Source organism: Streptomyces sp. M92 (assembly GCF_028473745.1).
In the GTDB taxonomy this organism is placed as follows: domain Bacteria; phylum Actinomycetota; class Actinomycetes; order Streptomycetales; family Streptomycetaceae; genus Streptomyces.
In genome coordinates this window covers 2,927,775-2,954,579 of sequence record NZ_CP101137.1, presented here as the reverse complement: position 1 = coordinate 2,954,579, position 26,805 = coordinate 2,927,775, and the positions used below count along the sequence as shown (strand labels likewise).

The following is a 26,805-nucleotide window of genomic DNA, read 5'->3' as shown; positions in this document are numbered from 1 at the left end:
CTGCGGACTGGCCGCGGACCGGAGGGCACCCTCACTCGGCCGACATGAGCCTCTCGTCCGTCATACCCAGACGTGCCTGTTCCTCCTCGACGATCCGACGTGCCAGCTCGGTGTCCGACACGTCGACCGCGTCCGGGGTGGCTTCTGCCACGGCGCTGCGGCGGGCATAGGCATCGAACAGGTGCGTCTTGGCTTCCAGCATCTTCACCATGCGTTCGTCCACGCCTCCGGTGGCGAGGAGACGGTGCACGCAGACCGGCCTGACCTGGCCCATACGGTGAGCCCGGGCCACCGCCTGATGCTCGACGGTCGGCTTGATCTGGGGTTCGCAGATCACGACTACGGAGGCAGCCTGCATGTTGAGGCCGACGCCCGCTGCCTGGATCTGCCCCAGGAGCACGGCCGGGCCCTGGACACCGGCGAAGTCGTCGACGATCTCTTGGCGACGCTGGGCCGGAACGCCGCCGGTCAGCGGGCCGAACACCGGAGTGGCCCTGGCGGTTCCGGCCGCGAGGGCCCCTTGCACCACGCCCAGTACGTCCTTGAAGTTGGAGAAGATCACCGTCTTCTGCCCGTTCTCGCCGGCCTCCTGAACGATCTCCCGGAGCCGGTCCAACTTGGCCGACTTCTCGGGGCGCATGTACGCGGCCCTGCGCATGGCCATGAAGTTGCCCGCGCGCACGGCTTCGCGGTACGCCTCCTCGTCCGAAGCGCTCAGCTCCTCCCACTCGTCGGTCTGCTGGAGGCTCGGGAGTTCCGTCAGCACGTCCTCCTGGTTGCGCCGCAGGTAGACCGGGGCCACCGCCTTGCGGAAGGCGACCGATCCGGCCAACGCGTCCCGTTCACCGAGGGAGTCCGCGACGTTGCCGTCGAGCATCTGGACCAGGTTGCGGAACTCCACGACCCGGTTCTCCATCGGGGTTCCGGTCATGAAGAGGCTGCGCTCACAACGCTCCGTCCACAGGGCGACCGACTGAGACCGCTTGGTCTTCGGGTTCTTCACGGAGTGCGCTTCGTCGACTACCAGCAGCCCGACCTCCCGGCCGCCCGGTACCGGAAAGCCGCGCAGCGCGTCGAACGTGGTCACCCCAACGCCGCCCCGCTCTTTCCAGTCGGTGAACGCGTAGTGCCGGTCGGAACCATGGAGCACCATGACGCGCAGGGCGCTGCGGGCCTCGATCTCCCGTGTCCAGTTCACGAGGACGCTCGCCGGGCAGACGACCATGAAGTGACTCTGCCCCTCGGCGGCCAGGTGCGCGAGGACGGCGATCGCCTGGATGGTCTTCCCGAGGCCCATCTCGTCGCCGAGTATCACCTTGCGCTGCGCAAGCGCGAACCGTGCGCCGAACGACTGGTAACCGCGCAGGGAGACCCGCCGGTGCGTGTCGTCGAGGTGCTGGGTCCGTACCCGCTCCGCAATCTCGTCCGGCAGAAAGCCCTCTGCGGCAGCCGCATCCGGCAGCCGCCCGGAAATCTCGGCGAGCAGGCTGTAGTACTCGGCGGAGCGGAGTTCGAAGTCCACCCAGGCCGCGACGTCGGACGAGAGCCCCCGGAGCAGGTCCACCGACGCCTGGGCGAGCAGCTCTGGCAGGCCGGCCCGCTCCGCCTCGTCCACCAGCGACCGGGTCTCGGCGACCGCCGCCCACGCGCGAGCCTTCTTCTCCCGGCCGGCCAGCAGCATCCGGACCCTTCCGGCGGCGGGCCCAGCGTCGGCCAGCAGCGGACCGAGCCGTTCCGCCAGGATGGTGGCCTTGTCGACCGCACGCCGGGCGTCCGGGCCGGCCTCCACCAGGACATGCAGGGCCATGACGAGCGCAGTGGTGCTCGGTTCCGGCCGGTCCACGTCGATGTGGACGGCCACGGTCTCGTGCACGGCCTCGGAGAGCCGGCGGGCGGCGGCGAGCATCTGGTCGACGGTGCGCTGCCCTACACCCGGAATCTGCCGCAGCCGGTAGGGGCCCGCTTCGAGAACACCGCCCACGGTGCGCAGTCCGCTCCTCTCGACGCTCCCCAGCCGCAGCCGTCCTTCGGTGACGTCCTGCAGCCGGGCGACGGGAATGGCGTCGAGCTCCCGCTTCACCACCGCATCATGGATCGGCTTCAGTGCCGCCCGTACCGCCTCCACTGCCCGTCCATGGTCACCGACCACTGCCTGCGCCGCCTCGTACAGTCGCGTTCCCCTCGCGACTGTGTCCCGCTCGCCACGCCCCACGCGTCCCGCCCCTCTCTGGCCCTCCCCGTATCTTTCCACCGCCCACACGGGACCTCGACGGGCATTCGCAGCTCCACGCTGATCAACCGAACCACGGGGCAGTCATTCACACCCCCAGACTTACGACCACCGGTAGGATCGGCACCATGAGCGGTAGTAGGAAGTATTCGATCAGCCTGCCCGAGGATCTCGCCGAGGCCGTACGCGCCCATGTCGGGCCCGGCAGTTTCTCCGCCTACGTCGCCGAGGCTCTCGAACAGAGGGTCGCCATGGACAAGCTGCGGGAGATCGTCGCCGACTTCGAGACCGACAACGAAGCTCTCACCCGCGAGGAGGTCGAGGCCGCCCGGGCGCTGCTTCGCCACGACCACCGGCAGGCCGGCGGGGCTGCCGCCTGATGCCCGGTACCCTCCTGCTCGACAGCGAAGGACTCTCGAAGCTCTACCGCAAGGACCGCACGGTGGTGGCCCTGGTCCAGGCGGCGTCGGAGGAGAACGTCCGAGTCGCCACCAGCGCCATGACCACGCTTGAGGCCGACTACGAGCGCATTCACCCGGCCCGCATCAAGTGGGTCCTCTCCCGCGTCGACGTCCACGACGTCACCAAGGAGATCACCGACCGGGCCGCCGTCCTCCTTCGCACTCATCACCTTCACGGCCACAAGTACGCCATCGATGCCGCTCTCGCCGCCATCGCCCGCAACGCACCCCAACCGGTCACCGTCCTCACCTCCGACCCCGAGGATCTGACACTCCTGTGCGGCCCTTCCGCGGGGGTCGTCAAGGTCTAAGACCGCGTCGCTGCCACGCCGCCCCGCCAAACGCTGTCACCGCATCGCGGGATCGGGGACTCACTGCGGACACACAGCTGTGCCCGACCCACCAACAGGAGGATCGGGCACAGGTATTGACACAGCGTCAGACGTTGAAGCGGAACTCCACCACGTCCCCGTCCCGCATCACATAGTCCTTGCCCTCCATGCGCGCCTTGCCCTTCGCGCGGGCCTCGGCGACCGAGCCCGTCTCGACCAGGTCGTCGAAGGAGATGACCTCGGCCTTGATGAAGCCCTTCTGGAAGTCGGTGTGGATGACACCGGCGGCCTCGGGGGCGGTGGCGTCCTTCTTGATGGTCCAGGCGCGGGATTCCTTGGGGCCGGCCGTCAGGTAGGTCTGCAGGCCGAGGGTGCGGAAGCCGACGTGGGCGAGGGTGGCGAGGCCGGGCTCGTCCTGGCCGACGGACTGGAGGAGTTCGAGGGCCTCGTCCTCGTCCAGCTCGGCGAGGTCCGCCTCGAGCTTGGCGTTGAGGAAGATCGCCTCGGCGGGGGCGACCAGGGCGCGCTGCTCGTTCTTGAAGTCCTCGTCGGTCAGCTCGTCCTCGTCGACGTTGAAGACGTAGAGGAAGGGCTTCGTCGTGAGGAGGTGGAGGTCGTGGAGGAGCTCGTTGCGCTCGGTGCCCTGGACGATGCCGTGGGCGAAGAGCGTGTCGCCCTTCTCCAGGATCTCCTTGGCCTCCTCGACCGCCTTGACCTTCGGCGCGACGTCCTTCTTGATGCGCGACTCCTTCTGGAGGCGCGGGAGGACCTTCTCGATGGTCTGGAGGTCGGCGAGGATCAGCTCGGTGTTGATCGTCTCGATGTCGTCCTTGGGCGAGACCTTGCCGTCGACGTGGACGACGTTCTCGTCCTTGAAGGCGCGGATGACCTGGCAGATCGCGTCGGACTCGCGGATGTTGGCCAGGAACTTGTTGCCCAGGCCCTCGCCCTCGCTCGCGCCGCGCACGATGCCCGCGATGTCGACGAAGTCGACGGTGGCCGGGAGGACCTTCTCGGAGGAGAAAATCTCGGCCAGCTTCGCCAGGCGGGGGTCGGGGACGCCGACCACGCCGACGTTGGGCTCGATCGTGGCGAACGGGTAGTTGGCCGCGAGCACGTCGTTCTTGGTCAGGGCGTTGAACAGGGTCGACTTGCCGACATTCGGCAGACCGACGATTCCGATCGTGAGCGACACGTTGCGACTTCCCGTACGTGAGGGTGCGGAGGGGGCGGGCCAGGCGGGCCGATCCACCAGTCTACGGGGTGGCCGGTACGGCCGGTGCGCCCTGTCGAACGCTTGGCCAAGCTCTCCCCCACGGCGTGTCTGTCGGCCTATTCGGCACATAAACCGACCTAAGTTGGTCCAGTGGAGCAACACAGGACGCGACCTGCGCAGTACGGACCGCGACGGGGCCGGACGCCGCTGCCCCCGCAGGGGCGGGGGCCGGCGCGCGGCGGGGTGCGCAGGCAGACCTCCGCGCGTCCGGTCCCGGCACGCCCCGTGCCGGCACGTGGGCCGGCGGCGCGGTCGGCACCGCGGCCGGGTCCACCGGTGGCGCGGGCGGTGCGGGCCCTGCGCCGGATGCCCAATCCGCGGCTGACCGGACTGGGCAGCGGACTGTTCTGCGCGGCGGTGATGCTGGTGCTCGGGTTCCTCGACCAGGTTCTGTTCGGTGGGTCCCTGACGGTCTACGGCGTGTTGTTCCTGCCGGTGTGCCTGCTCACCGCGCTCTGGGTGCGGCGGGGGGACCTGCTCACCGCGCCCGTCGTGGTGCCGATCGCCTTCGCCGTGGGGCTGGTGGCCGTCGCCGAGAGCGGCAAGGGGGTGGGCGGGCGCCTGATGGGGCTGGTGACCGCCCTGGCCACCGAGGCCGGCTGGCTGTACGGCGGGACCCTGGTCGCCGGGTCGACGGTGCTGGTGCGCCGGGTGCGGATGCTGCGGCGGCGCCGAGCCGCCGCCCTCGCCGCCCGGGGTCGTACGCCCGCGTGACGGCGGGGCCACGGCGCCGGCGCGGCCGGCTCAGTCGGCGGCGGGACGGCCGGCTCTCTCCGCGGCGCGCATCGCCGCGCCCACGATCCCCGCGTTGTTCTGCAGCTCGGCGGGGACGATCTCCGCACGGATGCCCTCGATGTGGTGCAGGAACTTGTGGGACTTGCGGCTCACCCCGCCGCCGATGATGAAGAGCCGCGGTGAGAACAGCATCTCGACGTGGGCGAGGTACTTCTGCACGCGGTGCGCCCACTGCTCCCAGGACAGGTCCTGGTCCTCCTTGACCTTGCTGGAGGCGCGCTTCTCCGCGTCGTGGCCGTCCAGCTCAAGGTGGCCCAGCTCGCTGTTGGGGACGAGGACGCCGTCGGTGAAGACGGCGCTGCCGATGCCGGTGCCGAAGGTGAGCAGGACGACGGTGCCCTCGCGGCCGCGGCCGGCGCCGAAGTGCATCTCGGCGACGCCCGCCGCGTCCGCGTCGTTGACGACCGTCACGTCGAGCCCGCCCAGCCGCTCGCCGAACAGGGCTCTCGCGTCGGTGTCCACCCAGCTCTTGTCGACGTTGGCCGCCGTGCGGACCGTGGCACCGTCCGTCACCACGCCCGGGAAGGTCAGCCCCACCGGCCCGGTCCAGCCGAAGTGCCCGACGACCTGCCTGACGCCGTCGGCCACGCCGTCGGGGGTCGCCGGGTGCGGGGTCAGTACCTTGCAGCGCTCCTGGGCCAGGTCGCCCCTGTCGAGGTCCACAGGGGCGCCCTTGATCCCGGATCCGCCGATGTCCACGCCGAAGATCTGCATGGCACCACGTTACGGCCTGCGACTGACAGTCACGCCCCGGCCGTACCGGAGCCGCCCCGCTCCGCCACCAGGGACGCGGCCTCCTCGCGGAGGTCCCGCCGGAGTTCCTTGGGCAGCGAGAAGACGATCGACTCCTCGGCGGCCTTGACGATCTCCACGTCCTCGAAGCCACGCGGCGACAGCCACTCCAGGACCTGCTCGACCAGCACGTCCGGGACGGAGGCGCCGGAGGTGACGCCGACCGTGGTCACGCCCTCCAGCCAGGCCTCGTCGATCTCGTCGGCGAAGTCCACCAGGTAGGCGTCACGCGCGCCCGCCTGCTTGGCGACCTCGACCAGGCGCTTGGAGTTCGAGGAGTTGCGGGAGCCGACGACGATCACCAGGTCGGCCTCGGCGCCCATCTGCTTGACCGCGAGCTGGCGGTTCTGCGTGGCGTAGCAGATGTCGTCGCTCGGCGGGGAGATGAGCTGCGGGAACTTGTCCTTGAGGGCGTCGACGGTCTCCATGGTCTCGTCGACGGAGAGGGTGGTCTGGGAGAGCCAGACCACCTTGGACGGGTCGCGGACCTCGACCTTCGCCACGTCCTCGGGGCCGTCGACGAGCTGGATGTGGTCGGGGGCCTCGCCGGAGGTGCCGATGACCTCTTCGTGGCCCTCGTGGCCGATCAGAAGGATGTCGTAGTCGTCGCTTGCGAAGCGGACGGCTTCCTTGTGCACCTTGGTGACGAGCGGGCAGGTGGCGTCGATGGTGGCGAGCCTGCCGCGCTCGGCCTCCTCGTGGACGACGGGGGCCACGCCGTGCGCGGAGAACATGACGATGTTGCCCGGGGGGACCTCCTCCGTCTGCTCGACGAAGATGGCGCCCTTCTTCTCCAGGGTCTGGACGACGTACTTGTTGTGGACGATCTCGTGGCGGACGTACACCGGAGCACCGTACTGCTCCAGGGCTTTCTCGACGGCGATCACGGCGCGGTCCACACCCGCGCAGTAACCACGGGGGGCGGCGAGCAGGACACGGCGGCCAGGCGAAGCAGTCATGGCACCCATCGTAAGGCCGCGTTCGGCGGGTCAGAGATCGCGTGGGTGCGGGTTCACCGGAGAGACTGACGGGGACGTGGACGGGAACGTTCCGAGGCGGAGTCCGGGGCGGAGTCCGAGGCGCTGGCGGAGGCACGATGTCCGAGACCGGTACGGCGGCCCAGGGGCCCGGCGGCGAGCATGACGGGCGCCGGGAGCCCCAGCAGGAACAGCGGCTGAAGCGCAGCCTGGGCTTCAGGGACCTGGTCGTCTACGGGCTGCTCTTCATCGCGCCCATGGCCCCGGTGGGCGTCTTCGGCACCCTGGACGCCAAGTCGCACGGCGCGGTGGCGCTCGTCTACGTCGTCGCCACGATCGCGATGGCGTTCACCGCGTTCAGCTACGCCCAGATGGTACGGGTGGTCCCCCAGGCGGGGTCGGTGTTCGCGTACGCGCGCGCGGGGCTCGGGAACGGGGCCGGGTTCGTCGCCGGCTGGATGGCGATGCTGGACTACGTCCTCATCCCGGCCGTGGCCTACCTCTTCTCCGGCATCGCGATGGAGGCGCTGGTCCCCGAGGTGTCACGGTGGGTGTGGACGGCGCTCGCGGTGGTCGTCACCACCCTGCTGAACCTGTGGGGGGTCCGCGCGGCGGCGCGAGTGGGCTTCCTGGTGCTCGCCATGGAGATCGTGGTCCTCGTCGTCTTCGTGGTGGCGGCGATCGTGGTCCTCGCGCGGGACGGGGCGGCGCGCGACTGGCTGTCGCCGCTGACCGGGGACGGCACGCAGGGGGCGTTCGCGCTGTCGGCGGTGGTCGGCGCTGTGTCGGTGGCGGTGCTGTCGTACCTGGGCTTCGACGCGATCGCGACCTTCGCGGAGGAGGTCACCGGCGGCTCGGCGAAGGTCGCGCGGGCGCTGCTGTTCTGCCTGGCGCTGGCGGGCGTGCTCTTCGTGGCGCAGACGTATCTGGTGGCGCTGCTGGAGCCGGTGTCGTCGGCGCAGCTGGCGGCGGAGCCGGAGCGGCAGGGCTCGGCGTTCTACGACGCCGTGGACGCGTCGGTCGGGACATGGCTGCACGACCTGGTGGCGGTGAGCAAGGCGATCGGCGCGGCGTTCGCGGCGCTGGCCGGGCAGGCGGCCGCCGGGCGGCTCCTGTTCGCGATGGGCCGCGACCGGCGGCTGCCGAGGGTGCTGTCGCGGACGGATTCCGGGGTGCCGCGCGTGGCGCTGCTGGTCTCGGCGGTGATCACGATGGCGGCGGCGGTGTGGGCGGCCCGCCGGGACGACGGCCTCGACCACCTCGTGTCGGTCGTCGACGTCGGCGCGCTGACCGCGTTCACACTGCTCCACGCGAGCGTGGTGGGCTGGTTCGTGGTCCGGCGCGGCGGGGGCCCGGTGAGCTGGTGGCGCCACGCGCTGGTGCCCGTGCTCGGCGCGGCGATCACCGTCGCCGTGATCGTGGAGGCGTCGGGTACGGCCCAGGTGGTGGGGGCGATCTGGCTGGCGGTGGGGCTGGCGGTACTGGCGGCGCAGGCACGTGGGAGGCGGACGGCGGGGGTGTGAGGCGGGGTTGGGACCGGCGGGGCCGGTGGGCGCGTCCGGCGGGGCGGGACGGGGCCCGGCGGGCGGCGTGGGAACCCTCCGGGCGGGTGCAGGAGGGCACGCGGCCACCCACCGCGCGGAGAGACGGCCACCGAGGCGAAGCAGGCCCCGGTCCGACCGGGCGCGCACGGCGGAACAGGCGAGGCCCCTCCGAGCGGGTTGCAGGAGGCCGCGCGGTCGCGCACTGCGTGGGAAGGGAAAGGAGCGGCGGGCGACCGCGCGTCGCCGTGTTCCGGGCCGTGCCTTGCGGCGGCCCCGGCCACGGGATGCGGGACGCGGGACGCTGCGAGCGCGTACGGCACGGTGCGCGGGCGGTGGCGTCGCGGCCGGCCGGCCGGGGTTGTCGTACCCGGCCGTTACGCTCGGGCGCATGGCTGTTAACTCGACTCCCGAAAGCCCGCTGCCCGTGGGTGAGGTGTCACGGCTGATCGGGGGCTGGATCGACCGGCTCGGCGCGGTGTGGGTCGAGGGGCAGATCACCCAGTTGTCGCGGCGGCCGGGCGCCGGGGTCGTGTTCCTGACGCTGCGCGACCCGTCGTACGACGTCTCCGTGAGCGTGACCTGCTACCGGCAGGTGTTCGACGCGGTGGCGGACGTGGTCGGCGAGGGTGCGCGGGTCGTCGTGCACGCCAAGCCGGAGTGGTACGCCCCGCGCGGGCAGCTGTCGCTGCGGGCGGCCGCGATCAAGCCGGTGGGCGTCGGGGAGCTGCTGGCGCGGCTGGAGCAGCTGAAGAAGGCACTCACGCGGGAGGGGCTGTTCGCGGCGGAACGGAAGAAGCCGCTGCCGTTCCTGCCGCAGCTGATCGGGCTGGTGTGCGGGCGGGCCTCGGCGGCCGAGCGGGACGTCCTGGAGAACGCCCGGCACCGCTGGCCCGCCGTCCGCTTCGAGGTGCGTAACGTCCCCGTGCAGGGCGTGCACGCGGTGCCGCAGGTGGTGCAGGCGGTGAAGGAGCTGGACGCGATCGACGACGTGGACGTGATCGTCGTCGCCCGCGGTGGGGGCAGCGTGGAGGATCTGCTGCCGTTCTCCGACGAGCAGCTGGTGCGGGCGGTCGCCGCCTGCCGTACGCCGGTCGTCTCGGCGATCGGCCACGAGCCGGACAGCCCCCTGCTGGACCTGGTCGCCGACCTGCGCGCCTCCACGCCGACCGACGCCGCGAAGAAGGTCGTGCCGGACGTCGGCGAGGAGTACGAGCGGGTGCGGCAGCTGCGGGACCGGGCGCGGCGGTGCGTGGCCGCGTTCGTCGACCGGGAGGAGCGGGGGCTGGCCCACGCGCTCGCCCGGCCGTCGATACAGGACCCGCACCGGATGATCGACGAGCGGGCCGAGCAGGTGACGGCCCTGCTGGAGCGGGGCCGCCGCACGCTGCGGCACCATCTCGACCGGGCCGACTCCGAGCTGACGCACACGCACGCGCGCGTGGTGGCCCTCTCCCCCGCCGCGACCCTGAAGCGCGGGTACGCCGTGCTGCAGCGGGCCGACGGGCACGCCGTCCGTGACCCCGGCGAGGTGGAGCCGGGCGAGGCCCTGCGCGCCCGCGTGTCCGAGGGTGATTTCTCCGTACGAGTCGATGCGTAAGGTGAGTGGATGACCAGCGAGGTGGAGCAGCCGACGGCCGTGTCCGAGGCGCTCGGGTACGAGCAGGCGCGGGACGAGCTGATCGAGGTCGTACGGCGGCTGGAGGCCGGCGGTACGACGCTGGAGGAGTCCCTCGCCCTGTGGGAGCGGGGCGAGGAACTGGCGAAGGTCTGCCGCCGCTGGCTGGACGGCGCCCGCGCCCGCCTGGACGCGGCGCTGGCCGAGGAGGCGGAAGCCGAGGCGGAGGCGGACACCCGCTAGCCTCCTGGCCTCCTGGCCTCCTGGCCTCCTGATTCTCCCTGGCCGCGCGGGGCGCGGTCACTTCCCGCTGTTCTCGGCGAGCGTGTGCGCGACCAGCGCGTTGGCGTGTCCGTGACCCAGGCCGTGCTCGGTCTTGAGCCAGGAGACGAGCTCCATGTGCTTGGCGAGCGGTGAGGAGCGGATCAGTTCCTTCCATTCCGCGATCGGGCGGCCGTACTTCTTCTCGATCGACGGGAAGTAGGAGGCGGGGCCCTTGGCGGCGCTGCTGGTCATGTTCCGTCTGCTCCCTCGGTGCCGTTGACGGTGTGCTGCCCATTACGACCGCGCCTCTCGGGAGAAGTGATCGCCCGGAGCGGGTGACCTGCGTCACTACTCAGGTCGGCGGCGGGGTGACGTTCCGCATGGCCTCCAAGCGCTGGATCCTCCCGTCCAGCCCGATCGCGGGCCCGACGGCCGCGGCCGGTCCGCGCCGTCGGGGAGGGCCGCGGTGAAGCGTTCGCGCGGCAGCGCGCGGAGGGCGGGCACTGGCCAGGCGCAGTGCCCACGCGCACCACCAATCACTGGAGGCGGGAGTGGGGACCTGCGGCACCGGCTGCCGCTGCCACGTCACGGCCGCCGTCACGCGGGCGGTCCTGTGAAGCGGATCACCGCATCTCTCGTTTGGTTGAAGCTTGAACTTCTTTGGCGTAGCGTCGTCCCCGTCAACGGCTCCCCGCCGACCGGTGCGGAGCCGACGCACACCCCCCGAGGAAGATCACGTATGTCTCTCGTCCTTGACCCCGCCGCCCAGAACCTGCTGTTCCGCGAGGCCCGCACCGCGAACACCTTCACCGACGAGCCGGTGACCGACGAGCAGGTGCAGGCGATCTACGACCTGGTCAAGTACGGCCCGACCGCCTTCAACCAGTCGCCGCTGCGCATCACCCTGGTCCGCTCCCCCGAGGCCCGCGAGCGCCTGGTCCAGCACATGGCCGAGGGCAACCGGCCCAAGACGGCCGCCGCCCCGCTGGTCGCGATCCTGTCGGCGGACAACGAGTTCCACGAGGAGCTGCCGCAGCTCTTCCCGCACTTCCCGCAGGCCAAGGACGCCTTCTTCAGCGAGCGCCCGGTGCGCGAGGGTGCCGCGACCCTGAACGCCGCCCTTCAGGCCGCCTACTTCATCGTCGGCGTCCGCGCCGCCGGGCTGGCCGCCGGCCCGATGACGGGACTGGACTTCGAGGGCGTCCGCAAGGAGTTCCTGGACGACGACCACACCCCGCTGATGGTCGTCAACATCGGCCGTCCCGGCCCGGACGCCTGGTTCCCGCGTTCCCCGCGCCTGGCGTTCGAGCAGGTCGTCACCACGGTCTGAGCCCGGCCCCGGCCCGGCGCGGACACGACGAAGCCCCCGGTACTCCACCGGGGGCTTCGCCGTGTCCGCGCGGTCGTGCGGAGTACGGCGTCGGCTCAGGCCAGCTTCAGCGCCGCCGCCATCCTGCCCAGCTGCTCGAAGGATCCCGTGCCGGCCACGACCGTCGTCGCGCCCTTCACGCCGTCGGTGTCGTGCAGCACCAGCGCCTCGTACCGGCCGCCCGTGTACCGGGTCCACGTCCGGCCGCCGATCTCCTCGGTGGCCTCGGTCTTCCGGGCACCCTGGCTGGCCTCCTCGATGAACTCGGCCGGCTTCCCCGTCGACTGCTCGACCGCCACGTACTCACCGTCGGGGGCGTGGTAACCCAGGTGCCAGGCGTTGTCCTCGGCGCCGCGGTAGCGGACGGAGGTGGGCTTCCACTCCTGGGACAGCCCCTCGGGCGCCGCCACCGGGTACGGTGCGGCGCGGCGTGCGGTGGTCAGCTCGACCGTGTAGTCGACCCGCTTGAGGTCGGGACCGCCGTCGTCGTCGTGCGGGATGAAGAGATACATGACCAGTCCCGCGAGAACGATGACGCCCAGGGAGAGCACCATGTCCCGGGCCGTCTTCTGCTTGCCGTTCGTACCTGCCACGCCCCTATCGTCGCAGGTCCCCGATGTGCTCATACGTGGGGTCCCCTGCTCATTTTGTCGGACTGACGATAGAGTCATGGCCACACCCTCATCCGGCCGTCGTCGTATCAGAAAGGTGCGTTCCGATGACCGAGCATCATCTGCCCTCCGAGCTGGACGTTCCCTCGGAGGCCCCTGACCGCAACCTCGCCATGGAACTGGTGCGGGTGACCGAAGCCGCTGCGATGGCCGCCGGCCGCTGGGTCGGGCGCGGAGACAAGAACGGCGCCGACGGTGCCGCGGTGCGCGCCATGCGGACCCTCGTCCACACCGTCTCGATGAACGGCGTCGTCGTCATCGGCGAGGGCGAGAAGGACGAGGCCCCGATGCTCTTCAACGGGGAGCGGGTCGGCGACGGCACCGGCGCCGAGGTGGACATCGCCGTGGACCCGATCGACGGGACCACGCTGACGGCCAACGGCATGACCAACGCCATCGCGGTGCTGGCCGCGGCCGAGCGGGGCTCCATGTTCGACCCGTCGGCCGTCTTCTACATGGACAAGCTGGTCACCGGCCCGGAGGCCGCCGACTTCGTCGACATCAACGCCCCCGTGTCCGTGAACATCCGCCGGATCGCCAAGGCCAAGCGGCGCACCCCCGAGGACGTCACCGTCGTCATCCTCGACCGGCCCCGCCACCAGGGCCTGATCAAGGAGGTCCGGGAGACCGGCGCCCGCATCAAGCTGATCTCCGACGGCGACGTGGCCGGCTCCATCCTGGCGCTGCGCGAGGGCACCGGCATCGACCTGCTTCTCGGGGTCGGCGGCACGCCGGAGGGCATCATCTCGGCCTGCGCGGTGAAGTGCCTGGGCGGCACCATCCAGGGCAAGCTGTGGCCCAAGGACGACGAGGAGCGGCAGCGCGCGATCGACGCCGGGCACGACCTGGACCGGGTGCTGACCACCGACGACCTGGTCTCCGGGGACAACGTGTTCTTCGTCGCGACCGGCATCACCGACGGTGAGCTGCTGCGCGGGGTGCGGTACCGGTCCGAGACGGCGACGACCGACTCGATCGTGATGCGGTCGAAGTCGGGGACGGTGCGGCGGATCGACTCCGAGCACCGGCTGAGCAAGCTGCGGGCGTACAGCGCGATTGATTTCGACCGGGCGAAGTGACTCCGTCGGTCGTGCGGGGCGCCCTCTGAAGCGGGGGTGACCGTTGTTCGGCGGGTGCGGGCGCGTCGTGGCTGGTCGCGCCCTCGCGGCGGAGCCGCAAATTGGACACAGCCCCGCGCCCCTGGGTTGGCTGTAGCGACCGGCATGAGACAGACGCCGCAGATCGGAAACAGCCCCGCGCCGCCCGTGCGAAAAGGGCACCCTCTGTGCGGAGAGGGTGCCCTTTCGTCTGCCTTGGTGTCAGCCGGCCGCCGCTATGCGGCCCGTGGCGCTGGCGGCCTTCTTCAGTTCCAGGTCGCGGCGGCGGCGGCGTGCCAGGACCACGCGGCGTTCGGCGGCGGTGAGGCCGCCCCAGACGCCGTAGGGCTCGGGCTGCAGGAGGGCGTGCTCGCGGCACTCGACCATGACCGGGCAGCGTGCGCAGACCCGCTTGGCCGCCTCCTCGCGGGAGAGGCGGGCCGCGGTGGGTTCCTTGGAAGGGGCGAAGAACAGTCCGGCCTCGTCGCGCCGACACACCGCCTCGGTGTGCCAAGGAGCGTCCTGGTCCCTGTGCCGCACAGGCACCCGCTGGGCCGGAACGGCAGCTACCTGCAGGGACGAAGGCGGCGGTTGCAGCACGGTCTACTCCTGACGACGGCTTCGCGAGCGAGAGACGATGCGTCAGGCTTACCCGTTGTACGCGCGCCTATGCACAGGGTCCTCAACCGGCGCGCGAGTCGCGTTACAGGTGCTTGCCCAAACCCTTTTCGACCTTGCGGTGCACCCGGCCGAGGATGTCCGCGACGAGCTTGCCCCGCTTCGGCCGGGCCTCGACGCTGCCCAGCACCGCCCAGCCGTCCACGTACACGACGGGGGCGTCGGTCTCGGCGGAGTCCAGGGCGTCCACCTCGAAGCTGCCGAGCACGCCGCCCCCGGCTCCGCGCAACGACGCGTTCTCCGGGACCCGCACCTCGACGCTGCCGAAGACGGAGAACGCCTTGATCACGACCTGCTGGTGTTCGAAGATCGCCTCGCTGAGGTCGATCTCGACGCTGCCGAAGACCGCGTACGCGTGGATGCGGCGGCCCGCCCGCCAGCGGCCCTTGCGGACGGCGCCGCTGAAGACCGCGACCACGTTCTCGTCGGGGTCCGCCGGGACGGTGCCGGCGGCGGGGCGGTGGGGAGCCGGAGCGGCGCTGGGCCGGCCCGCGTGCGCGGCGGGCAGGTCGCGCACGAAGGCGTCCAGCTCGCCGACCGTTCTGGCGGCCAGCACGCGCTCGACGCGCTCGGCGTGCTCCTCGGCGGTCAGCCGCCCCTCGGCGACGGCGTCGCGGAGGATGTCGGCGATACGGTCGCGGTCGGCGTCCGAGGCGCGCATCTCGGAGACACTCGGCGCGGTGCCGCGCGGTACCGCGTCCTGCGTTGGGGCGTGCTTGTGAAGGTCCACGGCAACAGGGTAGCGAAACGCGATAGATCGCGACTAGCCCTGTGGGCAACCTTCTCGTGGCACGGTCGCGGACCTACTGAGCCTTACCTCACAGGCTCGGCGCCGCGGGCAGGTTTTACGCTGGTTGGCGCTGCCAACGGAGGCCAGCCATGTCTAGTGAGGAATGGGCGAGATGCCTGAGTTCGCGTACACCGATCTGCTCCCCCAGGGTGAGGACACCACTCCGTACCGGCTGGTGACCGCCGAGGGTGTGTCCACCTTCGAGGCCGACGGGCGGACGTTCCTCAAGGTCGAGCCGGAGGCGCTGCGCAAGCTGGCCGAGGAGGCCGTCCACGACATCCAGCACTACCTGCGCCCGGCCCACCTGGCGCAGCTGCGCCGCATCATCGACGACCCCGAGGCGTCGGGCAACGACAAGTTCGTGGCGCTGGACCTGCTGAAGAACGCGAACATCGCGGCCGCGGGCGTGCTGCCGATGTGCCAGGACACCGGCACGGCGATCGTCATGGGCAAGCGCGGGCAGAACGTGCTGACGGCGGGCGGTGACGAGGAGGCCCTGAGCCGGGGCATCTACGACGCCTACAAGAACCTGAACCTGCGCTACTCGCAGATGGCCCCGCTCACCATGTGGGAGGAGAAGAACACCGGCTCCAACCTCCCGGCCCAGATCGAGCTGTACGCGACCGACGGCGGTGCCTACAAGTTCCTCTTCATGGCCAAGGGCGGCGGCTCGGCCAACAAGTCCTTCCTCTACCAGGAGACGAAGGCCGTCCTGAACGAGTCCTCCATGATGAAGTTCCTGGAGGAGAAGATCCGCTCGCTGGGCACGGCCGCCTGCCCGCCGTACCACCTGGCGATCGTGGTCGGCGGCACCTCCGCCGAGTACGCGCTGAAGACCGCGAAGTACGCCTCCGCGCACTACCTGGACGAGATCCCCGCCGAGGGCTCGGAGCTCGGGCACGGCTTCCGGGACAAGGAGCTGGAGGAGAAGGTCTTCGAGCTGACGCAGAAGATCGGCATCGGCGCGCAGTTCGGCGGCAAGTACTTCTGCCACGACGTGCGCGTGGTGCGCCTGCCGAGGCACGGGGCGTCCTGCCCGGTCGCCATCGCCGTGTCCTGCTCGGCGGACCGGCAGGCGGTCGCGAAGATCACCGCCGAGGGCGTCTTCCTGGAGCAGCTGGAGACCGACCCGGCGCGGTTCCTGCCGGAGACCACGGACGAGCAGCTCGACGAGTCCGGCGACGTCGTCAGGATCGACCTCAACCAGCCGATGGACGCCATCCTCGCCGAGCTGACCAGGCACCCGGTCAAGACCCGGCTGTCCCTGACCGGCCCGCTGGTCGTGGCCCGCGACATCGCGCACGCCAAGATCAAGGAGCGGCTGGACGCGGGCGAGGAGATGCCGCAGTACCTGAAGGACCACCCCGTGTACTACGCGGGTCCGGCCAAGACGCCGGAAGGGTACGCCTCCGGGTCCTTCGGACCGACCACCGCCGGGCGCATGGACTCCTACGTGGAGCAGTTCCAGGCGGCGGGCGGCTCGAAGGTGATGCTGGCCAAGGGCAACCGGAGCAAGCAGGTCACCGACGCGTGCGACACGCACGGCGGCTTCTACCTCGGCTCGATCGGCGGTCCGGCGGCGCGCCTCGCCCAGGACTGCATCAAGAAGGTCGAGGTCGTCGAGTACGAGGAGCTCGGCATGGAGGCGGTCTGGAAGATCGAGGTCGAGGACTTCCCGGCGTTCATCGTGGTGGACGACAAGGGCAACGACTTCTTCCAGGACCCGGCTCCGGCGCCCACCTTCACGTCCATTCCGGTGCGCGGTCCCGGACTCGCCTGAGCCCCGGCCGTGACGATCCGCCTCCACGGGGAACAGTGGTCCCGGCGCGGACGCTGTGACACGTGGAGGTGATCGTCGATGGCCGACGAGCAGGACAGGACCGAATACCGCACCGAGCACGACTCCATGGGCGAGGTGCGGGTGCCCGCCCACGCCAAGTGGCGGGCCCAGACGCAGCGGGCGGTGGAGAACTTCCCCGTCTCCGGGCAGCGCATCGAGCGCGCGCACATCGAGGCGCTCGCCCGGATCAAGGGCGCGGCGGCCAAGGTCAACGCCGAGCTGGGCGTCCTGGACGAGGACGTCGCGGCCGCGATCCAGGAGGCGGCCGGCGAGGTCGCGGAGGGGAAGTGGGACGCGCACTTCCCGGTGGACGTGTTCCAGACGGGCTCGGGCACCTCGTCCAACATGAACACCAACGAGGTCGTCGCCACCCTCGCCAGTGAGCGGCTCGGCCGCGACGTGCACCCCAACGACCACGTCAACGCCTCGCAGTCCTCCAACGACGTCTTCCCGTCCTCCATCCACATCGCCGCCACCGCCGCCGTCACCCGTGACCTGATCCCGGCCCTCGACCACCTCGCCGGCGCCCTGGAGCGCAAGGCGGAGGAGTTCGCCGACGTGGTGAAGTCGGGGCGCACGCACCTCATGGACGCCACGCCGGTCACGCTGGGGCAGGAGTTCGGCGGGTACGCCGCCCAGGTGCGGTACGGCGTCGAGCGGCTTCAGGCGTCGCTCCCCCGGCTCGCCGAGCTGCCGCTGGGCGGCACCGCGGTGGGCACCGGCATCAACACCCCGCCCGGCTTCTCCGCCGCCGTCATCGCGGAGGTGGCCCGCGTCACGGGGCTGCCGCTGACCGAGGCGCGCGACCACTTCGAGGCGCAGGGCGCCCGGGACGGCGTCGTCGAGACCAGCGGACAGCTGCGGACCATCGCGGTCGGCCTGACGAAGATCGCCAACGACCTGCGGTGGATGGCGTCCGGGCCGCGCACCGGGCTCGCGGAGATCTCGCTGCCCGACCTTCAGCCCGGGTCGTCCATCATGCCCGGCAAGGTCAACCCGGTGATCCCGGAGGCCGTGCTCATGGTCGCCGCCCAGGTCACCGGCAACGACGCGACCGTCGCCGCCGCCGGAGCGGCCGGCAACTTCGAGCTGAACGTGATGCTTCCGGTCATCGCCAAGAACGTGCTGGAGTCGGTGCGGCTGCTCGCCAACGTCTCCCGGCTGCTCGCCGACCGGACCGTCGACGGCGTCGTCGCGCACCGGGACCGGGCCCGGGAGTACGCCGAGTCGTCGCCCTCCGTCGTCACGCCGCTGAACAAGTACATCGGGTACGAGGAGGCCGCCAAGGTCGCCAAGAAGGCGCTCGCGGAACGGAAGACGATCCGTCAGGTCGTACTGGAGGGCGGGTACGTCGAGCGCGGCGACCTCACGCACGAGCAGCTGGACGAGGCGCTGGACGTGCTGCGGATGACCCACCCGTGACCGGACGGGCCCGGCGGGCCCGGCGAACCTGAACGGTCCGGACGGGCCCGGCGGCCGTCCCGCGCGGGGGTGCTCCTCGCGATCACCGGCGCGTCGGATGGCCGGGGCACCTAATATCTGCCCATGGCAGACGGTGAGACGGTGAGCGCGGCGGAGGCGGACGGGCCGGCGGCCCCCACGGAGTTCTGGACGCCCGGGAGCCACATCCTGTGGCGGTACCGGGAGAACGGCGGCCCGCACGTGCACATCGCGCGCCCCGTCACCGTCGTACGGGACGACGCGGACCTGCTCGCGGTCTGGCTGGCGCCCGGCACCGAGTGCGTGAAGCCGGTCATGGCCGACGGCACGCCCGTGCACCTGGAACCGCTGGTGACGCGCTACACCAAGCCGCGCACCGTGCAGCGCGACCGGTGGTTCGGCACGGGCGTGCTGAAGCTGGCGCGGCCCGGTGCCCCCTGGTCGGTGTGGCTGTTCTGGGACCCGGGCTGGCGGTTCAAGAACTGGTACGTGAACCTGGAGGAGCCGCTCGCCCGCTGGGAGGGCGGCGTCGACTCCGAGGACCACTTCCTGGACATCTCCGTGCACCCGGACCGCGGCTGGCACTGGCGGGACGAGGACGAGTTCGCGCAGGCCCAGCGGGACCGGCTGATGGACGCCCGACTGGCCGAGCGGGTGCGGCAGGCGGGGCGGGCGGCGGTGGCGGAGATCCGCGCCTGGGGGTCCCCGTACGCGGACGGCTGGGAACACTGGCGACCGGATCCGTCCTGGGAGGTACCGTCGCTCCCCGGAGACTGGGACCGCACACCCGAGCATGTGTCCTCATGAGACCCTTGATGCGCCCCCGGGCAGGAAACGTAGGATCGTCCTCCGCAACCAGCAGGGCAGCAACCAGCGGGGCGTGCACCGTGCTTGACCGATCGTCACCGAGGGGCGGCAGGACGTGAGCGAGAGGTACGCAGACAACACGGGCACGGGCCGCGGACGGTCCGCCGGTGACACAGGAACAGCCTCTGACCACGCGGGAATCCCGTTCCCGGGGCACGTATTGCGGGTATCGGGATTTCTGCGGGACGAACTGCACGCGCCGCGCGCAGTCCCGGACGGATGGATTCGACACGCGTGACGGAGCACCCGACCTCCTTCGACCGCCCGACGGCGGGCGGTGACCCCGCGGACCCCCGCGGGGCGCTCCTGCGTACCCCCGTGCCGCCGCGCGCCTCCGGGTCCGCGTTATCGGCACAGGGGCGCGCCGGCCAGACGCCGCCGACCTCCGGCACGGGCGCCTTCGAGCACTCCCAGCCCGGCACCGGACCGGCCACCCATTCCGACACCCACCGCCCCCGGCCCACGCCCGACGGCGTCCCGGTGCAGCCGGGCGGCGCGCAGACCGGTGCGGGAGCCGGGCCCGAGCCCGACGGTGCCGGGGCACCGGCGCGGGCCGAGCGCCGTACCGGGCAGGTCACCTCGCCCGGCCGGCCCACGCCCATGCGGCGGGACGGGGACCGGCTGCGCTTCGTGGGGGCCGCGACCCGGCGGATCGCGCGGGGCATGGACCTCGACGAGATCGTGATGGGGCTGTGCCGGGCCACCGTGCCGACCTTCGCGGACGCGATCCTCGTCTACCTGCGCGAGCCGCTGCCGGTCGGCGACGAACGGCCCACCGGCCCGCTGGTGCTGCGGCTGCGGCGCACCGACCGCATACCGGCCGAGCGGGACACCGAGAGCGGGTTCACACCCGCGGTCCAGCCCGAACCGTCGGAGCTGGAGGCGGTCGGCTCCGAGCTGTGCGAGGTGCGGCCGGGCAGCGCCCTCGCCGAAGTGCTGCGCGGGGTGCGGCCGGTCTTCACGGACACCCCCGCGGCCCGCGCCGCCCTGCCCGAGCTGCTCGGGGACGGCGGCGGCTTCGCCGTGCCCGACGGGCAGCGGGCGATCCTCGCGCCGCTGCGCGGCCGGCGCCGGGTGATCGGGGCCGCCCTCTTCCTGCGCGGCCCCGAGCGCATCGCCTTCGAGGCCGACGACCTGCTGGTCGCCGCCCAGCTGGCCACGCACAGCGCGCTCGGCATCGACAAGGCGGTGCTGTACGGCCGTGAGGCGTACATCGCCGACGAGCTGCAGCGCACCATGCTCCCGGAGAACCTGCCGCACTGCACCGGCGTGCGGCTCGCCTCCCGCTACCTCCCGGCCGCCGAGACCGCGCGGGTCGGCGGCGACTGGTACGACGCGATCCCGCTGCCCGGCAGCCGCGTCGCACTGGTCGTCGGCGACGTGATGGGCCACTCCATGACGTCGGCGGCGATCATGGGCCAGCTGCGTACCACCGCGCAGACCCTGGCCGGGCTCGACCTGCCGCCGCAGGAGGTGCTGCACCACCTCGACGAGCAGGCCCAGCGCCTGGGCACCGACCGCATGGCGACCTGTCTGTACGCCGTGTACGACCCGGTCACGCACCGCATCACCGTCGCCAACGCCGGCCACCCGCCGCCCGTACTGCTCCACCTCGGCGGTCACGCGGAGGTGCTGCGGGTGCCCGCGGGCGCCCCGATCGGCGTGGGCGGCGTGGACTTCGAGGCCGTGGAGCTGGACGCGCCGGCGGGCGCCACGCTGCTGCTCTACACCGACGGGCTGGTCGAGTCCCGCCTGCGCGACGTGTGGACCGGCATAGAGCAGCTGCGGGAGCGCCTCGCCGTCACCGCGCAGCTCACCGGCCCCGACCATCCGCCGCCCCTGGAAGCCCTGTGCGACGAGGTGCTGGACATGCTCGGGCCGGGCGACCGGGACGACGACATCGCGCTGCTCGCCGCCCGCTTCGACGGCATCGCGCCCAGCGACGTGGCGTACTGGTTCCTGGAGCCCGACGACACCGCTCCGGGACGGGCCAGGCGGCTGGCCCGCCGCGCCCTCGGCCGCTGGGGCATGGAGGACCTGACCGACTCCGTGGAGCTGCTGGTCAGCGAGGTCGTCACCAACGCCGTGCGGTACGCCACCAAGCCGGTCACCCTGCGGCTGCTGCGCACGGACGTGCTGCGCTGCGAGGTCGGCGACGAGGTGCCCCAGTTGCCGCGGCTGCGGCAGGCGCGGGCCACCGACGAGGGCGGGCGCGGACTGTACCTGGTCAACCGGCTGGCCCGGCGCTGGGGAGCGACCCGGCTGAGCACCGGAAAGGTGGTCTGGTTCGAGCTGAACCGGGGCTGAGCCCGCGTTCACGTGGAAGGGCGCCCGGTGCTCGCCGGGCGCCCTTCCACGTACCTGCTTCCGCCGCCTGCGTCCCTACCGCTCCTGCCGGTCCCCGTCCGGGAAGAGCGGGTTCTCCGGATCCGTGGGCTCCCCGCCGGTGGGCGGTGCCTCCGACGACGGGCTGCCGGACGGCGACTCGGACACCGACTCCGACGGCGACTCGCTCACCGGCGGCTCGGACGTCGGGTCCTCCGTCTCCGGCTCCTCGCTCTCCGGCGGCTCGGGCGACTCCTGCTGGGACGGCGACTGGGACGGCGACTGGCTCGGCGACGGGGTGGTGCTCGGCTTCACCGCGTTGCCCTGCTTGGTCTCCAGGTCGAACTCGGTCACCTCGTCCATGACGCCGAAGGTGTACGCGGCCCAGATCTCCGCCGGGAAGCCACCGCCGTTGACGCGGTAGTCGACGCCGCCGGCCTTGTACATCGGGACCTGGGCGTGGGTCTTCGGGTCCTCGCCGAACAGGCCGACCGAGGTGACCAGCTCGGGCGTGTAGCCACTGAACCAGGCCGACTTGTTGTCGTCGGACGTGCCGGTCTTGCCGGCGACCGTCTGGCCGTCGCGCAGCGGGTTGTTCCGCACGGACGTCCTGGCCGTACCGTCGTCAACGACGCCGGTGAGCACGGAGGTCACCGTGTCGGCGGCCTCGCGGCTGATGACCTGCTCGCCGGTCGGCTCGGGGAACTCCACCGTGCGGTCCTTGTGCTCGACCGACTTCACGACGGCCGGGGTGACCTTCTTGCCGTGGTTTTCGAGGGTGGCGTAGACGCCGGCCATCTCCAGCGGGCTGGCGCCCATACTGCCCAGGGTCTGGGCGGGCACGGCCTGGTCGCCCTCGGTGTTCATTCCGAGGTCGCCGGCGACCTTCATGACCTGGTCCATGCCGACGTCGATGCCCATCTGCGCGAAGACGGAGTTGACGGACTTGTTCATCGCCTCCTGGACGGTGATGTCCCCGTAGCTCCTGTCGTCCTCGTTGGGCGGTGCGAAGCCGACCTCACGGCCACCGTCCACGACCGGGCGCTCGCTGGTGCCGTCGTAGATCGTGTTGGCCGTGATGGGCTCGCCGTCCTGGGTCTCGGCGTCCTGCTCGACGGCCGCGGCGAAGACCACCGGCTTGAAGGTGGAGGCGGGCTGGTAGTCGTCGCGGGTGGCGTTGTTCGTGTAGTGCTTCACGTAGTCCACGCCGCCGTACATCGCCACGACGCCGCCCGTCTTCGGGTCGACGGAGACCGCGCCGGCCTGGACGTCGGCGTCGACGTCGCGCTTCTCGGGGTCGAGCTTGCTGGTGAGCTTGGCCTTGACGGCCTTCTCCAGCTCCGCCTGCTTCTTCTTGTCGATGTTGAGAGTGACGGTGTAGCCACCGAGGTCCAGGAGGGCCTTGGCCTGCTCCATGTCCTCGGCCGCGCCCTGCTCGACGAGCTGCTTCTTGATCTCGTAGTCGGCCGCGGTCACCAGGTACCCGGTCTGGCCCTGCATTCCCGCTGCGGCCTTGGGCTCCTTCGGCACCGGGAACTTCATGCCCTGGCGTTCGGACTGGTTCAGCCAGTCCTCCTCGACCATGTTGTCCAGGACGTAGTTCCAGCGCTCCTGGACGAGCTTCTTGCCGGTGTCGCTGGCGATCGCCCAGTCGTACTGGTTCGGCGCCTGGAGCAGCGCCGCGAGGTACGCGCCCTGCTCGACCGTCAGGTCCTCGGCGTCGACGCGGTAGTAGGCCTGCGCCGCGGCCTGGATGCCGTAGGCGCCGCGGCCGTAGTAGCTGGTGTTGATGTAGCCGGCCAGGATGTAGTCCTTGGACTTCTCCCGGTCCAGCTTCAGGGAGATGACCAGCTCCTTGAGCTTGCGCGTGACCGTCTGTTCCTGGGACAGGTAGTAGTTCTTGACGTACTGCTGGGTGATGGTCGAGCCGCCCTGCGCACCCTTGCCGGAGAGCGTGTTGAGCAGGCCGCGCGCGGTGCCCTTGAGGTCGACGCCGGAGTCCTTGTAGAAGGTCTTGTTCTCGGCGGCCACGAAGGTGCGCTGGACCTCCTTGGGCACCCTGGCCAGGTCGACGATCTCGCGGTTGCGGTCGCCGGTGCGGGTCATGATGCTGCCGTCGCTGTACTTGTAGACGTTGCTCTGCAGCTCGGCCTCGGGGTTGCCCTCGGGGATGTCGATCACCATGTACAGCACGATGAAGGCGCCCATGCCGAGCAGGCAGAGGCCGAAGAACGTGCCGAGGATCTTTTTCCAGGTGAAGAACCTGCGTATGCCGCTCTTCTGGCCGGCCCCCGACGAACGGCGGGTTCTCGGCGCCGCGCGGCGGCCACCGCGCTGTCGCGCTCTTCTCTCATCCGCTCGTCCCATGGGTCCGATCCGCTCCGCTTCCTTCATCTGTGGGCACGCTCTGCTCAGGTGTCACACAGGTTCGTCGCTCAGGTCAGCTCAGAAAGCTAACACCGGGAGATAAGACAAACGCGTGCCGATCCGGCCTTGTACGGACGTGAGAATCAGCACCTGTTCCCTTGGAACCGACGTACGAGAGGGGTTAAGGGTTGCAGTTCGGGGGTAAAGTGCTATCACTTAGATAGGTCGATGATAGACAGACGGGCGCACTCGGGAGCGGCCCGGCGAGAACGGGGGACCCACCGTGTCCACACACGACGCACAGAAGACTCCGCAGGTCACGGCAGACGTACGGGCGGACGTACGGGCGGACGTACCGGAGATGCCGGTGCCACGGGTGCGCGAGACGCAGGCGCACAGCATCGGTGGCGGGATGGCGCTGCTGCTGGGCCTGGCGGGGCTGGTGGCCGGAGCCGGACTGATCGCGGCCGCCACCGCGGTCTCGTCGGCCGGGGGCAAGGCGGCGCTGATCGTCGCGGGGATCGTGATCGCCCTGGCCGCCTTCCTCGCGATGTGCGGGCTGAACATGGTGGCACCGGGCGAGGCCCGGGTGGTGCAGCTCTTCGGGCGGTACCGGGGGACGATCCGGCAGGACGGGCTGCGCTGGGTCAATCCGCTGACCACGCGCACCAAGATCTCGACGCGGGTGCGGAACCACGAGACGGCCGTCCTGAAGGTCAACGACGCCTACGGCAATCCCATCGAGCTGGCGGCCGTGGTGGTCTGGCGGGTGGAGGACACCGCGCAGGCCACCTTCGAGGTGGACGACTACGTCGAGTTCGTCTCCACCCAGACCGAGGCGGCCGTGCGGCACATCGCGATCGAGTACCCGTACGACGCCCACGAGGAGAACGGCCTCTCCCTGCGGGGCAACGCCGAGGAGATCACCGAGAAGCTCGCCGTCGAGCTGCACGCGCGCGTGGAGGCGGCCGGCGTGCAGATCGTCGAGTCCCGCTTCACGCACCTCGCGTACGCGCCGGAGATCGCCTCGGCCATGCTCCAGCGGCAGCAGGCCGGCGCGGTGGTCGCCGCGCGGCGGCAGATCGTGGACGGGGCGGTCGGCATGGTCGAGGCGGCGCTCGCCCGGATCAGCGAGCAGGGCATCGTGGAGCTGGACGACGAGCGCAAGGCGGCGATGGTGTCCAACCTGATGGTCGTGCTCTGCGGGGACCGCGCCGCCCAGCCGGTCCTGAACACCGGGACGCTCTACCAGTGACGGCCCGGTCCGAGGGCACGCCGCCCGAGCCGCCCGGGGAAGCCCCGCCCGAGGGGCCCGGCCCCGGCGGCCCGGCCGCCCCGAAGCGCAGGCCGCCGCAGCAGCGCAAGCAGGTGCTGCTGCGGCTGGACCCCCAGGTGTACGAGGCGCTGGCCCGGTGGGCGGGCGACGAGCTGCGCTCGGCCAACGCCCAGATCGAGTTCCTGCTCCGCCGGGCCCTGGCGGAGGCGGGCCGGCTGCCCGGCGACGCCGGACCGCTGCCCCGGCGGGGGCGCCCGCCGCGACGCCCTGGCCCGGGGTCCACGCCACCGCCACCGCCGTAGAGAAGTCGGCGAAGCCGCGTCACACCTGTCCCGAAGCCGCGTCACACCTGTCGCGAAGCCGCGTCACCGCACACTGCGGAGGCGCGGCTTCCGTCGTAGCGGAACCGTGACAAACGCCTCCGACCAGGGCTCCCGTACGCGCGGCCACGATCTCTGCACCGCGCGTATACATGGCGCGTATACACCGTGTGTAGAGTGCTCGGCATGTCCATCGGTCACACCCTCCTCGGGCTCCTGGAGTCCGGGCCGCGCCACGGTTACGACCTCAAGCGCGCCTTCGACGAGAAGTTCGGTCACGACCGGCCGCTCCACTACGGCCAGGTCTATTCCACGATGTCCCGCCTGCTGAAGAACGGCCTCGTCGTCGTCGACGGCATCGAGACCGGCGGCGGCCCCGAGCGGAAGCGGTACGCGATCACCGACGCGGGGATCACCGACGTACAGCGGTGGCTCGCCACGCCCGAGAAGCCCGAGCCGTACCTCCAGTCGACGCTCTACACGAAAGTCGTCCTCGCGCTGCTCACCCGGCGCGACGCCGCCGACGTCCTCGACACCCAGCGTTCGGAACACCTGCGCAGCATGCGCATCCTGACCGACCGCAAGCGCAAGGGCGACCTCGCGGACCAGCTGATCTGCGACCACGCCCTGTTCCATCTGGAGGCCGACCTGCGGTGGCTGGAACTCACCGCCGCGCGCCTCGACAAGCTCCGTGAGGCGGTGGCCCGATGACTCCTCCCGCAGGTTCGCTGCTCTCGGCCGAGCAGCTGCGCAAGGCCTACGGCCCGACCCTCGCCCTCGACGGCGCCGAGTTCTCCATCCACCCCGGCGAGGTCGTCGCCGTGATGGGACCCTCCGGGTCGGGCAAGTCGACGCTGCTGCACTGCCTCGCCGGAATCGTCACGCCCGACTCGGGCACGATCATGTACGGCGGGCGGGAGCTGTCCGCCATGGGCGACGCCGAGCGCAGTGCGCTGCGCCGCTCCGACTTCGGGTTCGTGTTCCAGTTCGGGCAGCTGGTGCCGGAGCTGACGTGCGTGGAGAACGTCGCCCTGCCGCTGCGGCTGAACGGCACCTCCCGCAAGGCGGCCGAGCGGGCCGCGCTGGCCTGGATGGAGCGGCTGGAGGTCGACGACCTGAGGAAGAAGCGGCCCGGTGAGGTCTCCGGCGGCCAGGGGCAGCGGGTCGCGGTGGCACGGTCGCTGGTCACCGACCCGCGTGTGCTCTTCGCCGACGAGCCGACCGGCGCGCTGGACTCCCTCAACGGCGAGCGCGTGATGGAACTCCTCACGGACGCCGCCCGCTCCACCAACGCCGCCGTCGTGCTGGTGACGCACGAGGCACGGGTGGCCGCCTATTCCGACCGCGAGATCGTCGTGCGGGACGGCAGGTCCCGGGACATGGAGCGGGTCGTATGAGCGCGCCCACGCGCGAGCGGCCGCCGAGCCTGTCCACCGGAGAGGTCCGGCGCGAGCGGGGCCGGGGCCGGGCAGCCGCCGC

At 71.3% G+C, this 26,805-nt stretch carries 25 protein-coding genes; 16 read left to right on the top strand and 9 right to left on the bottom strand.

What is annotated here, in order from left to right; all coding sequences use genetic code 11:
* Positions 1-31: 31 nt before the first annotated feature.
* Positions 32-2,212, bottom strand: coding sequence for a DEAD/DEAH box helicase (locus M6G08_RS13595; RefSeq protein WP_272587419.1), 2,181 nt, complete (start codon positions 2,210-2,212; stop codon positions 32-34).
* A 146-nt stretch (positions 2,213-2,358) separates the two neighbouring features.
* On the opposite strand from M6G08_RS13595, the gene M6G08_RS13590 reads away from it, so the two are divergent.
* The gene (locus M6G08_RS13590) at positions 2,359-2,610 is read left to right on the top strand and encodes a hypothetical protein (RefSeq protein WP_164278816.1); all 252 of its coding nucleotides are present in this window, start codon (positions 2,359-2,361) and stop codon (positions 2,608-2,610) included.
* Entirely contained in the window at positions 2,610-3,002 is a 393-nt protein-coding gene (locus M6G08_RS13585; protein ID WP_272587418.1) for a DNA-binding protein, read from the top strand. Before M6G08_RS13590 ends, M6G08_RS13585 begins: the two co-directional genes overlap by 1 nt.
* 127 nt (positions 3,003-3,129) lie before the next feature.
* Here M6G08_RS13585 and ychF read toward each other — a convergent pair whose 3' ends face one another.
* On the bottom strand, positions 3,130-4,218 hold the full coding sequence (ychF, locus tag M6G08_RS13580; protein ID WP_272587417.1) for a redox-regulated ATPase YchF: 1,089 nt from the start codon (positions 4,216-4,218) through the stop codon (positions 3,130-3,132).
* A gap of 171 nt (positions 4,219-4,389) precedes the next feature.
* Here ychF and M6G08_RS13575 point away from each other — a divergent pair, with 171 nt between their 5' ends.
* Positions 4,390-5,013, top strand: coding sequence for a DUF6542 domain-containing protein (locus M6G08_RS13575; protein ID WP_272587416.1), 624 nt, complete (start codon positions 4,390-4,392; stop codon positions 5,011-5,013).
* A gap of 30 nt (positions 5,014-5,043) precedes the next feature.
* On the opposite strand, the gene ppgK is transcribed toward M6G08_RS13575, so the two are convergent.
* Positions 5,044-5,808 (bottom strand): polyphosphate--glucose phosphotransferase, encoded by a 765-nt coding sequence (gene ppgK, locus M6G08_RS13570; protein ID WP_272587415.1) that lies wholly within the window; start codon positions 5,806-5,808, stop codon positions 5,044-5,046.
* A 29-nt stretch (positions 5,809-5,837) separates the two neighbouring features.
* On the bottom strand, positions 5,838-6,854 hold the full coding sequence (locus M6G08_RS13565) for a 4-hydroxy-3-methylbut-2-enyl diphosphate reductase (RefSeq protein WP_272587414.1): 1,017 nt from the start codon (positions 6,852-6,854) through the stop codon (positions 5,838-5,840).
* Positions 6,855-6,982: 128 nt separating this feature from the next.
* Between M6G08_RS13565 and M6G08_RS13560 the strand changes: the two genes are divergently transcribed.
* From M6G08_RS13560 to M6G08_RS13550, 3 genes are all read left to right on the top strand, one after another.
* Positions 6,983-8,386, top strand: a complete 1,404-nt coding sequence (locus tag M6G08_RS13560) for an APC family permease (protein ID WP_272587413.1) — start codon at positions 6,983-6,985, stop codon at positions 8,384-8,386.
* A 409-nt stretch (positions 8,387-8,795) separates the two neighbouring features.
* Positions 8,796-10,004, top strand: a complete 1,209-nt coding sequence (xseA, locus tag M6G08_RS13555) for an exodeoxyribonuclease VII large subunit (protein WP_272587412.1) — start codon at positions 8,796-8,798, stop codon at positions 10,002-10,004.
* Positions 10,005-10,013: 9 nt separating this feature from the next.
* Entirely contained in the window at positions 10,014-10,265 is a 252-nt protein-coding gene (locus M6G08_RS13550; protein ID WP_272587411.1) for an exodeoxyribonuclease VII small subunit, read from the top strand.
* Between the two features lie 57 nt (positions 10,266-10,322).
* On the opposite strand, the gene M6G08_RS13545 is transcribed toward M6G08_RS13550, so the two are convergent.
* Complete coding sequence (locus M6G08_RS13545; protein WP_272587410.1) at positions 10,323-10,538, bottom strand: DUF4287 domain-containing protein; 216 nt, start codon at positions 10,536-10,538, stop codon at positions 10,323-10,325.
* A 487-nt stretch (positions 10,539-11,025) separates the two neighbouring features.
* Between M6G08_RS13545 and M6G08_RS13540 the strand changes: the two genes are divergently transcribed.
* Positions 11,026-11,616: a malonic semialdehyde reductase gene (locus M6G08_RS13540; RefSeq protein WP_272587409.1), complete on the top strand. Its 591-nt coding sequence runs from the start codon at positions 11,026-11,028 to the stop codon at positions 11,614-11,616.
* Between the two features lie 95 nt (positions 11,617-11,711).
* Here M6G08_RS13540 and M6G08_RS13535 read toward each other — a convergent pair whose 3' ends face one another.
* Positions 11,712-12,248 (bottom strand): DUF4245 domain-containing protein, encoded by a 537-nt coding sequence (locus tag M6G08_RS13535; RefSeq protein WP_272587407.1) that lies wholly within the window; start codon positions 12,246-12,248, stop codon positions 11,712-11,714.
* A gap of 125 nt (positions 12,249-12,373) precedes the next feature.
* Here M6G08_RS13535 and glpX point away from each other — a divergent pair, with 125 nt between their 5' ends.
* Positions 12,374-13,405, top strand: coding sequence for a class II fructose-bisphosphatase (glpX, locus tag M6G08_RS13530; RefSeq protein ID WP_073724569.1), 1,032 nt, complete (start codon positions 12,374-12,376; stop codon positions 13,403-13,405).
* 240 nt (positions 13,406-13,645) lie between these two features.
* Here glpX and M6G08_RS13525 read toward each other — a convergent pair whose 3' ends face one another.
* Together M6G08_RS13525 and M6G08_RS13520 are read right to left on the bottom strand one after the other, a co-directional pair.
* Positions 13,646-14,023 carry a WhiB family transcriptional regulator gene (locus M6G08_RS13525; RefSeq protein WP_272587405.1) on the bottom strand — a complete coding sequence of 126 codons (378 nt, stop codon included), beginning with the start codon at positions 14,021-14,023 and terminating at the stop codon, positions 13,646-13,648.
* Positions 14,024-14,126: 103 nt separating this feature from the next.
* Positions 14,127-14,831 (bottom strand): DUF1707 SHOCT-like domain-containing protein, encoded by a 705-nt coding sequence (locus M6G08_RS13520; RefSeq protein WP_443048794.1) that lies wholly within the window; start codon positions 14,829-14,831, stop codon positions 14,127-14,129.
* A 172-nt stretch (positions 14,832-15,003) separates the two neighbouring features.
* Here M6G08_RS13520 and M6G08_RS13515 point away from each other — a divergent pair, with 172 nt between their 5' ends.
* From M6G08_RS13515 to M6G08_RS13500, 4 genes are all read left to right on the top strand, one after another.
* On the top strand, positions 15,004-16,671 hold the full coding sequence (locus M6G08_RS13515) for a fumarate hydratase (protein WP_524540347.1): 1,668 nt from the start codon (positions 15,004-15,006) through the stop codon (positions 16,669-16,671).
* Positions 16,672-16,749: 78 nt separating this feature from the next.
* Positions 16,750-18,153 carry a class II fumarate hydratase gene (locus M6G08_RS13510; protein ID WP_272587403.1) on the top strand — a complete coding sequence of 468 codons (1,404 nt, stop codon included), beginning with the start codon at positions 16,750-16,752 and terminating at the stop codon, positions 18,151-18,153.
* 123 nt (positions 18,154-18,276) lie between these two features.
* Positions 18,277-18,978, top strand: a complete 702-nt coding sequence (gene fomD / locus M6G08_RS13505) for a cytidylyl-2-hydroxypropylphosphonate hydrolase (protein WP_272587402.1) — start codon at positions 18,277-18,279, stop codon at positions 18,976-18,978.
* 279 nt (positions 18,979-19,257) lie between these two features.
* Positions 19,258-21,345: a SpoIIE family protein phosphatase gene (locus M6G08_RS13500; RefSeq protein ID WP_272587401.1), complete on the top strand. Its 2,088-nt coding sequence runs from the start codon at positions 19,258-19,260 to the stop codon at positions 21,343-21,345.
* A 75-nt stretch (positions 21,346-21,420) separates the two neighbouring features.
* On the opposite strand, the gene M6G08_RS13495 is transcribed toward M6G08_RS13500, so the two are convergent.
* Positions 21,421-23,730: a transglycosylase domain-containing protein gene (locus M6G08_RS13495; RefSeq protein ID WP_272587400.1), complete on the bottom strand. Its 2,310-nt coding sequence runs from the start codon at positions 23,728-23,730 to the stop codon at positions 21,421-21,423.
* A gap of 283 nt (positions 23,731-24,013) precedes the next feature.
* Here M6G08_RS13495 and M6G08_RS13490 point away from each other — a divergent pair, with 283 nt between their 5' ends.
* The 4 genes from M6G08_RS13490 to M6G08_RS13475 all read left to right on the top strand — a co-directional run bounded on the left by M6G08_RS13490 (position 24,014) and on the right by M6G08_RS13475 (position 26,723).
* The gene (locus tag M6G08_RS13490; RefSeq protein ID WP_443048792.1) at positions 24,014-24,985 is read left to right on the top strand and encodes an SPFH domain-containing protein; all 972 of its coding nucleotides are present in this window, start codon (positions 24,014-24,016) and stop codon (positions 24,983-24,985) included.
* Positions 24,931-25,308: a type II toxin-antitoxin system antitoxin gene (locus M6G08_RS13485; RefSeq protein WP_272591336.1), complete on the top strand. Its 378-nt coding sequence runs from the start codon at positions 24,931-24,933 to the stop codon at positions 25,306-25,308. Before M6G08_RS13490 ends, M6G08_RS13485 begins: the two co-directional genes overlap by 55 nt.
* 204 nt (positions 25,309-25,512) lie before the next feature.
* Entirely contained in the window at positions 25,513-26,037 is a 525-nt protein-coding gene (locus M6G08_RS13480; protein ID WP_272587399.1) for a PadR family transcriptional regulator, read from the top strand.
* Entirely contained in the window at positions 26,034-26,723 is a 690-nt protein-coding gene (locus M6G08_RS13475) for an ABC transporter ATP-binding protein (RefSeq protein WP_272587398.1), read from the top strand. Before M6G08_RS13480 ends, M6G08_RS13475 begins: the two co-directional genes overlap by 4 nt.
* Positions 26,724-26,805 lie beyond the last annotated feature (82 nt).